Genomic DNA, 12,941 nt, shown 5'->3' with positions numbered 1-12,941 from the left:
CGATGGCCGCCTGCTCGTCTTCGGCCTCGACGAGCTGAAGCTGCAGCCCAACGGCGGGCGCGGGCTGACGCTGATGGACGTCGACGCGAAGGCACCGCTGGTGTCGGTGGCGACGTGTGCCGACCGCCTGGCGGTGTTCGGCAGCGGGCGCGGCGGCAAGGCGAAGGACGAGGTGCTGCGCGGCAACGCGCTCGAAGCGCACGTCGGCCGCCGCTCACGCAAGGGGCGCAAGGTCGAGGGGTTCGTGAAGGTGGTGCGGCTCGCCGCCGCCGTCGCGTAGGCCGCGGCACACGAACGGGGCCCCGGGGTGCCCGACCCGTGCGCTGCGGTCGCGCGGGGCACGCTCAACGGCGGTTCGTTCGCGACGTGCGGTTGCATGCCGCTTTGATCAAACGCTTTCATGGGCAGCGCACCGCCTTGATGTTGTAGGTCGTCCCGTCTCCTTCTTGCCAGACCGCGATGGCGGTGCCGCTGCCGTTTAACGCGACACGGGGCTGGTACACGTCGATCGTGGCGTTGGCCAGCAGCGTCGCCCCGCCCCAGCCGCTGCCCGGCGCATAGCGGTTGAAAAAGATCCCGAAGGTCGTCATGTGCGATTGCAACCACACCACGATCGCATTGCCGTTGGCGTCCATCGCGACGTCCGGTCGCCAGGCATCATTACCGGTCGGGCTCTGCAGCTGCTCGAGGGCGCCCCAGCCGCTGCCGGCGACATACCGGCGGGCGTAGATGCGTTGGCCGGCGCCGTCGTAGTCGTGCCAGACGGCGATCGCGTTGCCACTGGCATCGATCGCGACCTGCGGGACATCCAGGACGTATCCGTAGTTCGTACCGCTGTCGAGCCGTTGCGCCGTGCCCCAGCCGCTGCCCGGGGTGTAGCGAATGGCGTAGACGGGCGCGTCAACGACGTCATTGCCGTTGTTGATCCGATCTCTCCATACCACGACGGTATCGCCGTTCGCGTTCATGGCGATGTTGGCCGCGTCCGCCTCGCGCGAGAGCGCTTCGATCGGCTGCGCCGTTCCCCACCCGCTGCCTTGGGTGTAGCGGTTCGCCGTCAGGTTGTAAGACGTTCCGTTGCTCTGCGACCAGACGGCGATGGCGTTGCCGCTCCCGTCTACGGCGATCCGTGCGTTGTTGACACTGTCCGCGCCGTTCCCAATTCCAATGAGCTGCGGTGCGCTCCAACCACTGCCCGTGGAATAGAGTCTTGCGTAGATGCCGGCCCCGTTGATGTCGGACCCCTGCCACACGGCGATGGCGCTGCCGCTAGGCTCCATCCCTATGTCCGGGTTGCCGCCGATAGCGCCGTCGAGCCGTTGCGCCGTACCCCAGCCGCCGCCGGCTACGTAACGGTTGGCATGGATGCGGTCGTATTGGCTCGACCATACGGCGATGGCGTTGCCGCCGCTGTCCATCGCGATCCGCGGCTGGTAGGTGTCGCCCGTCATGGACTCGATGAGCTGGGCGGAGCCCCAGCCGCTGCCGGCGGTGTAGCGGTTGGCGTAGATGCTCAAGAACGTGCCGTCGTTCTGCTCCCACACCGCGACGGCGTTGCCGCTCGCATCCATGGCGATCTCGGGCACGCCGGCGTGGCCCGGGCCCGTTTCGATGAGCTGCGGCGCAGCGCAGGCACTGGGCGCGGTGACGGTCAGTGTTGCCTCTCGGCTGGTCGCGCTGCCGGCGCCGTTGCTCACGATCACGCGGAAGCGCGCGCCGTTGTCCGACATCTGCGCGTTGCTGAGCGTGTAGCTGGCGCCGTTGGCGCCTGCGATGTCGCTGCCGTCGCGCTGCCACTGGTACGACAGCGGCGCGGTGCCCGTAGCGTTGACGCTGAACGTGGCGGACTGACCTACGATCACGGCGATATCCGCGGGCTGCCCACTCGGTATGGCCGGCATCGTGGCGGACGCCTGCACGGTGACTGTCGCGATGGCACTCATCTGGTTGTCCGTGCCGTTCGTGGCGATCGCGAAGTAGCGCGCACCGGAGTCGGACAGCGCGAGCGCGGGCGTGGTGTAGCTGCACACGGTCTGGTTGCCGCTGCCCGTACAGGGCCCGCCCACTTCGGTCGCCGGTCCGCCTGGCACCTCGCGGAACCAGCGGATCGTCGGGGTGGGGGTCGCGGTCGCCACCGCGGTGAAGCTCGCGGTCTGGCCTTCGACCACCGTGATCGACTGGGGCTGCTGCGTGAACACCGGTGCGACCGTGGCCGCCGTGACGGTCAGCGTGGCGACCCTGCTCGTCACGCAGTTGAGCTGCACGCCGAGCTGGCTGCACACGCTCGCGCGCAATCGTGCGTCGTTGTCCGCAAGCTGCGCCGGCGCGAGCGCGTACACCTCGCCGACGGTGCCGGTGTCGGCCCAGGTGGCGCCGCCATCGTTGCTGCGTTGCCAGTGGATGACGAGCGTGTTCGGCGCCGTCGCGGCCACGCGGAACTCGGCACGGTTGCCGGCCGTTGTCGTGACGTCCTGCGGCTGCTGCGTGATCGTGGGCGTGCCCGGCTGCGCGGGCACGTCCGTCCGGTAGCCGGTCTCGATGACAGCGCTCTGCTGCCAGTTGTTGTGGGCGCGGCGACAGGAGAAGATGAAGCGCAGGCCGACACCGCCGGTCTCGCCGGGCCCGACCTGTGCCACATAGGTGTAGGTCGCGGTAGAGCGCTTGCTGTTGCTCGGGCTAGGGCCCAGGCCGATCGGCTGCTCGAGCACGCGCTGGTACGGGATGAACGCCGTGGGCGACGTGCCACGCGGCACGACCCGGCGATCGACCTTCAGCACGGCGGCGAGGCAATCACGCGCGGCGCTCATCGCGAGCGGATACGCCACGGTCGCAGGCTGCACCAGCAATAGCGACAGGCCGCTGCTGCGCAAGGCTTCGGGCGGCGTCACGGTGATGTTGCCACCGGGCTGCAGCGTAGGCCGGACGCAGGTGTAGGGATCGGTAGCGTCCGGGAAGCATGCCAGATGCAGGTCCGGGCTGATCGCGTACCAGGACAGCGAATGGCGCTCGATACTGGCATAGCCGCCGGAAAAGGTGGCGGGGGTGCCCTGCCACTCGCCGCCGGGCTCGGCCACGAGCACCACCGAATCTTCGGTCGGGCTCTGTCGGATCGGCAGCCGCAGCGTCACCGGCTCGGCGAAGCGCAGGCCGTGCGGCGTGACCTCGTAGATCGGCTGCCCGCCCTGCAGGTCGCCGGACAACGCAGGAGCGTCGCTGCTGCTGCGCGCGATGCGGATCGTGGTGTCGCTGTCCAGCGCACCGGCGGGCACAACCAGCTGCACCCCATCCGGCCCTTGCACGGTGCCGCCGGCGGCTCCAATCGTCGCCTGCCCCTCGCTCGGCTCCGGCGGTCCGTCACTGCCGCCGCAACCGGCCAACGTCAACATGCTCAAAACGGAAAGCGCCGCGACGCCTTGTCGCAGCCAGCGTGGGAGAGCCGGTTTCATCGCTCCGCCTCCTGTTCCGGTCCGCATCACAAAACCGAGTCCGCTTTCGACGCCGCCCTTTCTAGTCGGCCCTGAACCACTCGTTCCCAGGTTCACGCCGGCGCGCGATGCGGCGACGTCGCGCCGGTGGTCAGCATGATCGCCAGCGTGATGCGCGCGGCAAGGGCGCAGTAAAGCACCCGCAGGTGCGCCAGGATCATGCGCAGGTTGTACCCGGCGCCGCACAGCAGCGCGTGCATCGCACCGCCCAGTGCCCCCTTGAGCCAGTCGTGGTTCAACAGCCCGTCGGTCTTCATGTGTCCGATCACCGGCTCGATGGCCTGGCGCCGCTTGAACAGCTTCTTCAGCGAGCGTGGCAGCCGCCGGGTGTGGCTGACCAGCAGTCGCGTGCCGCAGGCCGCGTGCGCGCCGCGGTAGCCGCGGTCCACCACCGCGATCTTCGGGCGCACGTCGGTCAGGATCTCGACCTGCTCGAGCTGGCGGTCCACGGTGTGCCCGTCACAGAGGTTGCCGGGCATCGAGCGCATGCCCACGACCAGCCCCTCCTTGGCCGTCACCGCCACCGAGACCTTCACGCCGAACTCGTAAGGCGTGCGTGCCTTGCCCTTGGCCAGGCACTCGACCTCGGGCGCGTGTAGGGCGTACAGCTTGTGCTTGTCCTCGCGCCGCTGTGCGTGCAGCCTGCGTGCGATCTCAAGCTTGGTTTTCAAGGCCTCGGGCATCGCCTGCGCCTTGTGCTGCACGTCGCGGATCACCCGGCCCAGCCAGGTGCGCAGCTGCCTGATTTCGCGCCTCATGCGCTGGAACTGCGTCGCGTGGGCGTAGCACGCGGCCTTGTGCTCGCCATGCTTGCCTAGGCGTGCATAGCTCTGGCTCCGCTCGATGCCGGCATCCTTCGCCGTGTCGACGAATTGCTCGCTTGCGCCGTTGAACAGCCGGCCGTCGGCGGGATGCGCAATCGCCTTGGGCTGCATCGTCGTGTCCCGCACGACGGGCTCGAGGCTGCGTCGCTTGATGACGCCGGCCTTCGGTGCCATCACGACCTCGGTGCAATTTGGAAGGAATCGATATCGATTGGATCGAAATCCTGCAAATGCCACCATCGGCAGCGACCCCGAACAGCGAGTGTCTATGCGGTCCGGCAGGGCGGTTCAGGGCCTACTGCTTGGGGTTCTGCACAACACGAAAAGCAATTCCCTTGCCAGTGAGTAATCGAGTCATACAAAACAAAAACTTACGTGGATCACCCCGGTTTGTCGTTCGCCGGTGTGTAAGAAAGGTCGACATTCACGACCACCGGCCAGCGAATCGGGCCGCGCCAGTCACGTGCCGCGGCCGAGGCTGCACCTGATCAGGTTCCATGGCGTGCTGGCGCCGAACGTGAAGCTGCGCGCGCTGGTGTGGAGCACGACAGTGCTGCAGGGGGCAAGGGGGCAGAGCAGGCCACCTAAGCCGCACTGGCCAGCGAATGCGAGGCCGAACAGACCCGGGCGCGGGCGCCGCGCATCAGCTGGGCACGGCTGCTCAAGCGCGTCCTCGGCAGCGATATGCAGCACTGCCCGAACTGCGGCGCTGCGGAGCGTGGGATCATCGCCGCCACTCTGGAGCGGCGAGTGATCGAGAAGATCCTGACTCCTGACGCACCTCGGGCTGGATCCGCAACCGCCGAAGGGCCGGGCGCGCGAGGGGGCGCAAGAGTTCGCCGCCTGAACGGTGCCCACCCTGGCGGACACGTCACCATAGGCTGGAGCGCCGAATGTCTGAAGTTCCTATGCTCGACCGCACCGCGACGAGGGTGTCGCCCGGCGCCGGATACTCGTGGCCCCCGAGGCTACGGAGCACTGGCATGGCACAGTGGCGCAAGAAGACGCCTGACGAGGTCTACACCGCCGAAGAGATCGCCGCGCGGCTCGCCGACGAGCTGCCGGCCTGGACCTACGAGGACGGCTGGATCCGGCGCAAGTACCGCACCAGCGGCTGGAAGGGCACGCTGATGGTCGTCAACGCGATCGGCCACCTCGCCGAAGCGGCCTGGCACCACCCCGACCTGACGGTGTCGTACGCCTTCGTCAACGTCAAGCTGATGAACCACGCCGCCAAGGGCGTGACCGACAAGGACTTCGAGCTCGCGCGCAAGATCGAGGAGGTCATCATGTGGCGGCCGGGCGCGCAGCCGGGCTCGGCGCTCGAGGGCACGCCCGACGACCCGCGCTTCAAGTACCTCAAGTACGACTGAGCGCCGGGGCACGGCGGTTCGGCGCCCGCAGCAGCGCGAGCGCGCCCGCGGCGATGGCCGCGTACAGCGCGAGGCTGTAGAACTCGTACGGCACGCCCCACAGGTCGACGGCGGCGTCGATGCAGCTCGCACGCGCCTGGAACACGTCGGGCAGCCAGGCGTCGAGCCGCAGCGCCGCGATGAAGCGCTCGGGGAACGTGAACGCGCACGACTCGGTCTTCGCCGCGACCCGGTTCTGGTACAGCGCGGCGGCCACGCCCGACAGCGCGAGCGCGAGCGCCAGCGTCGCGGCGACGAGGCGGCCCGCCGCACCGCGCCACAGCAGCCCGAGCCCGCACGCTGCCGCAATGGCGACGAAGATCAGCCGCTGCAGCACGCACCACGGGCACGGCTGCATGTCGTAGACGTGCTGGCTGACCAGCGCGGCCGCCACGGCGCCGGTGGCGAGCAGCGCCCCGGCCGCGAACGTGCGCGTCGCGGCGCTCACCGCACCTGCGCGATCAGCTCGATCTCGACGCAGGCCCCGAGCGGCAGCTGCGCGACGCCGAACGCGCTGCGCGCGTGCGCACCGGCCTCGCCGAAGACCTGGCCAAGCAGCTCGGAGCAGCCGTTGGTCACGAGGTGCTGCTCGGTGTAGGTCGGCGTGCTGTTGACGAGGCTGAGCACCTTGACGATGCGCACGACGCGCTCGAGGTCCCCGTCGACGGCGGCCGCCAAGGTGCCCAGCAGGTCGATCGCCACCGCGCGCGCGGCGGCCTTGCCTTCGTCGGTCGTCATCGTCAGCCCGAGCTGGCCGACCCACGGCTTGCCGTCTTTCTTCGCGATGTGGCCCGACAGGAACACGAGGTCGCCGCTGCGCACGAACGGCACGTAGGCGGCGGCGGGCACCGCCACCGGCGGCAGCGTGATGCCCAGCGACTGCAGGCGGGCGTGGACGGACATGGCGGTTTCTCGATCGGCGATGCGGGGAGCGCATCGTACACGCGGCACCGTGACGCGGCGCGGCGGTGGTCGACGCCGGCCTGCCGCGGGGCGGCGCGGGCGCGGCGACGCGCCCGCGGTGGCGCCGCTCCCCACTTCGGATGGATGGGTGCGGCGCGCGCCGGCGGCCTAGCGTCGGCGCATGCGCGATCGCAGTTTCGCCGGCCTTCGGCTGCTCGGTCTGGGCCTGGCGTGGCTGGCCGGCACCGGTGCGCAGCTCGCGCGCGCCGAGGTGTGGCCCGCCGGGTGGGCGCTGCTGTTCGGCCTCGCGTGTCTGGGCGCGGCGATCCTGCTGCGACGGCACGCGGTCCCGTGCCTGCTGCTCATGGCCGCCGCGGCGTTCGGCCTGACCGAGTCGCGCGCCGCGTGGCGCCTCGCCGACGGGCTGCCGCCCGCGCTCGACGGGGCCGACGTCGAGCTCGTCGGCACCGTCGCGAGCCTGCCGCGGCAGGTCAGCGGCGGCGTGCGCTTCGCGTTCGAGGTCGACGAGGCGCGCTGGCGCGGCGAGCCGGTCGCGGTGCCGCGGCGCGTCTCGCTCGGCTGGTACCGGGGCTGGCACGACGCCGCGCTGCTGGCCGGGCCGCCGCTGGAGGTGCAGGCCGGCCAGCGCTGGCGCCTGACCGCGCGGCTGCGGCCGCCGCACGGGCACCGCAACCCGCACGGCTTCGACCACGAGCTGTGGCTGTTCGAGCGCGGCCTGCGCGCCAGCGGCTACGTGCGCACCGCGGCCGGCAATGCCACGCCGCGGCTGCTCGCGGTCGACGCGGCGCATCCGGTCGAGCGCGCGCGCCAGCGCGTGCGCGACGCGATCGCGGCGCGCGTGGCCGACCCCGGCGCAGCCGGCGTGCTCGCCGGGCTCGCGGTCGGCGACCAGAGCGCGATCGAGCGCAGCGAGTGGGACCTGTTCCGCGCGTCGGGCACGGCGCACCTGGTCGCGATCAGTGGTTTGCACGTGACGATGTTCGCGTGGGCGGCCGGCGGCCTGATCGGCTGGGCGTGGCGGCGCAGTGCGCGGCTGCCGCTGTGGCTGCCGGCGCCCGCGGCCGCGCGCTGGGGCGGCGTGCTGGCCGCCGCCGCGTATGCCGTGTTCGCCGGCTGGGGCGTGCCGGCGCAGCGCACCGTGTGGATGCTGGCGGCTGCTGCGGCCGTCGCGAGCCTGGGGTTGAACTGGCCTTGGCCACTCGTGCTGCTGGCGGCGGCCGTCGCCGTCAGCGTGGCCGATCCGTGGGCCTTGCTGGAGCCGGGCTTCTGGCTGTCGTTCGTCGCCGTCGCGCTGCTGATCGGCTCCGAGCCGGCGCGCCGCGCGGCCGCCATGCAGGCGGCGCCGTCGTGGCCCGCGCGCGCGGCCCGCGCCGTGCACGGTGCGCTGCGCACGCAGGCCGTCGCCACCGTCGGTCTGGCGCCGCTGACGCTGGTGCTGTTCCAGCAGGTCTCGCTCGTCGGCTTCGTTGCCAACCTGGTCGCGATTCCGCTCGTCACGCTGGTCGTCACGCCGCTCGCGCTGGCGGGCATCGTCGCACCGCCGCTGTGGGACGCCGCGGCCGCAGCCGTGGCCCTGTGGACGGCGCTGCTGGCCGCGCTGACCGCGGGGTCGTGGGCGGTCTGGACCGCACCCGTCGCGCCGTGGTGGGTGCAGGCCGGCGGGCTGCTCGCGGCCTGGCTCGCGGTGGCGCCGCTGCCCACGCGCGTGCGCCTGCTCGCACTGCCGCTGGCGTTGCCGCTGCTGTGGCCGGCGGTCGAGCGCCCGCCGCACGGCGGCTTCGACCTGCTCGCCGTCGACGTCGGCCAGGGCAGCGCGGTGCTCGTCGTCACGCGGCATCACGCGCTGCTGTACGACGCCGGGCCGCAGTACAGCCGCGACAGCGACGCGGGCCAGCGCGTGCTCGTGCCGCTGCTGCACGCGCTCGGCGTGCGCTGGCTCGATGCGCTCGTGCTCAGCCACCGCGACAGCGACCACGTCGGCGGCGCCGCGGCGGTGGTCGCGGCGCTGCCGGTGGGCCGGCTCGACAGCTCGCTGCCCGCCGATCACCCGCTGCGTGCGGCGCCGCTGCCGCAGCGGCGCTGCGAGGCCGGCCAGCGCTGGCAGTGGGACGGCGTCACGTTCGAGGTGCTGCATCCCCCGGCCGAGGACCACGACAGGGCGCTGCGGCCCAACGCGCTGAGCTGCGTGCTGCGCGTCGTCGACGCGAGCGGGCGCCGCGTGCTGCTGGCCGGCGACATCGAGGCGGCACAGGAAGCGGCGCTGGTGCAGCGGCACGGCGCCGCGCTGCGCAGCGACGTGCTGCTCGTGCCGCACCACGGCAGCCGCACCTCGTCGAGCGCGGGCTTTCTCGATGCGGTGTCGCCGCGCGTGGCCGTCGTGCAGGCGGGCTTTGCCAACCGCTTCGGTCATCCGGCAGCCGATGTGCTCGAGCGCTACGCCGAGCGCGGCATCGACGTCGTGCGCAGCGACCGCTGCGGTGCCTGGCACTGGCCGGCCGCGGCCGCACCGACCTGCGAGCGCGAGCGCCGCCGTCGCTACTGGCATCACCGCTTCTGACACCGGCGCCCGTCGCGCACGTGCCGTGCACCGCACCGGTGCGCGACGCACTGCACCGAACCGGTGCCCGTGGTCTGGAAGTTGCATGCCGGCCGCGCGGACACAGGGAGAGAACGGGTGGCCATCCACGTCGCGCTGAACCACGTCACGCACTACCGCTACGACCGTCTCGTCGGCCTGTCGCCGCAGATCGTGCGGCTGCGCCCGGCGCCGCACAGCCGCACGCCGGTGCTGAGCTATTCGATGCGTGTCGAGCCGGCCGAGCACTTCGTCAACTGGCAGCAGGACCCGTTCGCGAACTACCTCGCGCGGCTCGTGTTCCCCGGCAAGACGACCGAGCTGAAGATCACCGTCGATCTCGTCGCCGAGATGGCGGTCTACAACCCGTTCGACTTTTTCCTCGAGCCCGACGCCGAGCACTTTCCGTTCGACTACGAGCCCGGGCTGAAGCACGACCTGCTGCCGTACCTGGCCAAGCTGCCGCTGACGCCGCGCTTCGAGGCCTTCCTGAACACGGTGTCGCGCGAGCGGCGTCGCACGGTGGACTTCATCGTCGACCTCAACCGGCGGCTGCAGCGCGAGATCGCGTACCTGATCCGGCTCGAGCCGGGTGTGCAGACGCCCGAGGAGACGCTCGAAAAGGGTTGCGGCTCGTGCCGCGACAGCGGCTGGCTGCTCGTGCAGCTGCTGCGCCACCTCGGGCTCGCGGCGCGCTTCGTCTCGGGCTACCTGATCCAGCTCAAGCCCGACGTCAAGGCCATCGACGGCCCGAGCGGCGCCGAGGCCGACTTCACCGACCTGCACGCGTGGTGCGAGGTCTACCTGCCCGGCGCCGGTTGGATCGGGCTCGACCCCACCTCGGGGCTGCTCGCCGGCGAGGGGCACATCCCGGTCGCGTGCACGCCCGAGCCGTCGAGCGCGGCGCCGATCACCGGCGCGCACGACGAGGCCGAGGTCGAGTTCAGCCACCACATGGCGGTCACGCGCATCCACGAGTCGCCGCGCGTGACCAAGCCGTACAACGACGAGCAGTGGCAGGCCATCCTGAACCTCGGCCACGACGTCGACGCGCACCTCGCGAAGCAGGACGTGCGGCTGACGATGGGCGGCGAGCCGACCTTCGTCTCGGTCGACGACCGCGACGGCGCGGAGTGGAACACCGACGCGCTCGGGCCCACCAAGCGCGGCGTTGCGCAGGGGCTGGTGCACAGGCTGCGCGACAAGTACGGCGCCGGCGGCTTCCTGCACTTCGGCCAGGGCAAGTGGTACCCCGGTGAGCAGCTGCCGCGCTGGGCGCTGACGGTGGCCTGGCGCGCCGACGGCGAGCCGTGCTGGCACGACCCGGGCCTGTTCGCCGACGAGCGCGAACCGCACCACTACACCGACGCCGACGCGAAGCGCTTCATCGAAACGCTGACGCGCCGGCTCGGCCTCGACCCGAAGTACGTCGTCCCGGGCTACGAGGACACCTGGTACTACCTGTGGCGCGAGCGCCGGTTGCCGGTCAACGTCGACCCGTTCGACAGCAGGCTCGACGACGAGCTCGAGCGTGCGCGGCTGCGCCGCGTGTTCGACCAGGGGCTGGCCCACGTCGTCGGCTACGTGCTGCCGCTCAAGCGCGAGTGGCAGGTCGGCACGGCGGGGCCGAAGTGGATCACCGGCCGCTGGTTCGTGCGCGACGAGCGGCTGTACCTGATCCCGGGCGACTCGCCGATGGGCTACCGCCTGCCGCTCGACTCGCTGCCGTGGGTCAAGGCGAGCGAGTACCCGTTCCACCTCGAGCACGACCCGTTCGCGCCGCGCCCCGCGCTGCCGGGGGCCGCCGCGCTGCGCGCGCAGGCCGGCGGTCCTGGCTACGACGCGCACCAGGTCGGTCGCGGCTACGCCGAAGGCGGCGCGGTGGCGCTGCAGGGCCAGCCGTGGCCGGCGCTCGGCGAGGGCGTGGCGGGCGGCGAGCCAGGCGGCGGGTGGCCGATGGCCGCCGGCCCCCACACGCCGGTGGCGCCGCACCCGCGCGGCACCGACGCGTTCCCGCAGCGCGGCGAGAGCGCGTCGTGGATCGTGCGCACCGCGCTGTGCGTCGAGGTGCGCGACCCGCAGCGCATGAACGGCCCGAAGGGCGAGGCGCAGCGCGGCGGCAAGAGCGGGGTGCTCTACGTCTTCATGCCGCCGCTGGCGCACCTCGAGGACTACCTCGCGCTGCTCGCCGCGGTCGAGGCGACGGCCGCCGAGCTCGGCATGAAGATCGTGCTCGAGGGCTACCCGCCGCCGCGCGACCCGCGCCTGAAGGTGCTGCAGGTCACGCCCGATCCGGGCGTGATCGAGGTCAATATCCACCCGGCGTCGAACTGGGACGAGCTCGTCGACCACACCGAGTTCCTCTACGAGGCGGCGCACCAGACCAGGCTCAGCACCGAGAAGTTCATGCTCGACGGCCGCCACACCGGCACCGGCGGCGGCAACCACTTCGTGCTCGGCGGCGCGACGCCCGCCGACAGCCCGTTCCTGCGCCGGCCCGACCTGCTCGCGAGCCTGCTGACCTTCTGGCACAACCACCCGAGCCTGAGCTACCTGTTCTCGGGCCTGTTCATCGGGCCGACGAGCCAGAGCCCGCGCATCGACGAGGCGCGCGACGACCAGGTCTACGAGGTCGAGATCGCGCTGCAGGAGATCGAGCGCCAGCTCGGCGTGCACGGCCAGTCCGGGGGAGGGGCCCCGGACTCGTATCCCGTCCCGCCGTGGCTGATCGACCGCACGCTGCGCAACCTGCTGATCGACGTCAGCGGCAACACGCACCGCGCCGAGTTCTGCATCGACAAGCTCTACTCGCCCGACAGCCCGAGCGGACGGCTGGGCCTGCTCGAGCTGCGCGCGTTCGAGATGCCGCCGCACGCGCGCATGAGCCTGGTGCAGCAGCTGCTGCTGCGCGCACTCGTCGCGTGGTTCTGGCGCGAGCCGTACCGCACCGCCGGCGCGCAGCGGCTCACGCGCTGGGGCACCGGGCTGCACGACCGCTTCATGCTGCCCACCTTCGTCAGGATGGACTTCGACGACGTGCTGGCCGAGCTCACGCAGGCCGGCTTCGCGTTCGACGCCCAGTGGTTCGCGCCGCACTTCGAGTTCCGCTTCCCGCTGATCGGCGAGGTGGCGGTCGCGGGCCTCGAGCTCGTGCTGCGCCACGCGCTCGAGCCGTGGCACGTGATGGGCGAGGAGGGCGCGATCGGCGGCACGGTGCGCTACGTCGACTCGTCGCTCGAGCGGCTCGAGGTCAAGGTCACGGGGCTCAACGACAACCGCCACGTCGTCACCGTCAACGGCCGCGCGCTGCCGCTGCAGCCCACCGGGCGCGTCGGCGAGTTCGTCTGCGGCGTGCGCTACCGCGCGTGGCAGCCGCCGTCGGCGCTGCACCCGACGATAGCCGTGCACGCGCCGCTGACGTTCGACGTCGTCGACAACTGGCTGCAGCGCTCGCTCGGCGGCTGCCGCTACCACGTCGCGCACCCGGGCGGGCGCAACTACGACACGTTCCCGGTCAACGCCTACGAGGCCGAGAGCCGGCGGCTGGCGCGCTTCTTCCGGTTCGGCCACACGCCGGGCGCGATGAAGGTCGCGCCGGCGCAGCCGAGCCGGGAATTCCCGTTCACGCTCGACCTGCGGCTCGGGTAAGGTCGGCGCGATGACCCTGTCCGAGCGAGCTGACGCGTGAGCGGCCACCGGCTGCGGCCTGGCGGCCGTGCCC

The 12,941-nt window shown here is 71.6% G+C and carries 7 protein-coding genes and 1 pseudogene; 4 read left to right on the top strand and 4 right to left on the bottom strand.

Annotation, left to right across the window (positions count from 1 at the left end):
- Nucleotides 1-280 (top strand): annotated as a pseudogene (locus MOJ79_RS13245) (DNA topoisomerase IV subunit A); the annotation flags it as partial.
- A 118-nt stretch (nt 281-398) separates the two neighbouring features.
- Here the strand turns inward: MOJ79_RS13245 and MOJ79_RS13240 are convergent.
- The gene (locus tag MOJ79_RS13240) at nt 399-3,446 is read right to left on the bottom strand and encodes a hypothetical protein (protein ID WP_241924583.1); all 3,048 of its coding nucleotides are present in this window, start codon (nt 3,444-3,446) and stop codon (nt 399-401) included.
- 92 nt (nt 3,447-3,538) lie between these two features.
- Nucleotides 3,539-4,483: an IS5 family transposase gene (locus tag MOJ79_RS13235; RefSeq protein WP_241924582.1), complete on the bottom strand. Its 945-nt coding sequence runs from the start codon at nt 4,481-4,483 to the stop codon at nt 3,539-3,541.
- A gap of 809 nt (nt 4,484-5,292) precedes the next feature.
- Between MOJ79_RS13235 and MOJ79_RS13230 the strand changes: the two genes are divergently transcribed.
- Complete coding sequence (locus tag MOJ79_RS13230) at nt 5,293-5,682, top strand: 4a-hydroxytetrahydrobiopterin dehydratase (protein WP_119354429.1); 390 nt, start codon at nt 5,293-5,295, stop codon at nt 5,680-5,682.
- Here MOJ79_RS13230 and MOJ79_RS13225 read toward each other — a convergent pair.
- A complete protein-coding gene (locus tag MOJ79_RS13225) occupies nt 5,669-6,169 on the bottom strand; it encodes a disulfide bond formation protein B (RefSeq protein ID WP_241924581.1) in 501 nt (166 codons plus the stop codon). The genes MOJ79_RS13230 and MOJ79_RS13225 overlap by 14 nt on opposite strands.
- Nucleotides 6,166-6,624, bottom strand: coding sequence for a RidA family protein (locus MOJ79_RS13220; RefSeq protein WP_241924580.1), 459 nt, complete (start codon nt 6,622-6,624; stop codon nt 6,166-6,168). Before MOJ79_RS13220 ends, MOJ79_RS13225 begins: the two co-directional genes overlap by 4 nt.
- A 181-nt stretch (nt 6,625-6,805) precedes the next feature.
- Between MOJ79_RS13220 and MOJ79_RS13215 the strand changes: the two genes are divergently transcribed.
- Complete coding sequence (locus MOJ79_RS13215) at nt 6,806-9,202, top strand: DNA internalization-related competence protein ComEC/Rec2 (protein WP_241924579.1); 2,397 nt, start codon at nt 6,806-6,808, stop codon at nt 9,200-9,202.
- A gap of 117 nt (nt 9,203-9,319) precedes the next feature.
- On the top strand, nt 9,320-12,868 hold the full coding sequence (locus MOJ79_RS13210) for a transglutaminase family protein (RefSeq protein WP_241924578.1): 3,549 nt from the start codon (nt 9,320-9,322) through the stop codon (nt 12,866-12,868).
- The last annotated feature ends 73 nt before the right edge of the window (nt 12,869-12,941 follow it).

It is taken from the genome of Calidifontimicrobium sp. SYSU G02091, from assembly GCF_022631395.1.
In the GTDB taxonomy this organism is placed as follows: Bacteria; Pseudomonadota; Gammaproteobacteria; order Burkholderiales; family Burkholderiaceae_C; genus Calidifontimicrobium; species Calidifontimicrobium sediminis.
This window is presented reverse-complemented; position numbering and strand designations above follow the sequence as displayed.

Bases quoted from the DNA above. Each gene is read 5' to 3' on its own strand.
- MOJ79_RS13240 (WP_241924583.1), bottom strand. From the start codon at position 3,446: ATGAAACCGGCTCTCCCACGCTGGCTGCGACAAGGCGTCGCGGCGCTT.
- MOJ79_RS13220 (WP_241924580.1), bottom strand. From the start codon at position 6,624: ATGTCCGTCCACGCCCGCCTGCAGTCGCTGGGCATCACGCTGCCGCCG.
- MOJ79_RS13235 (WP_241924582.1), bottom strand. From the start codon at position 4,483: ATGGCACCGAAGGCCGGCGTCATCAAGCGACGCAGCCTCGAGCCCGTC.
- MOJ79_RS13215 (WP_241924579.1), top strand. From the start codon at position 6,806: ATGCGCGATCGCAGTTTCGCCGGCCTTCGGCTGCTCGGTCTGGGCCTG.
- MOJ79_RS13230 (WP_119354429.1), top strand. From the start codon at position 5,293: ATGGCACAGTGGCGCAAGAAGACGCCTGACGAGGTCTACACCGCCGAA.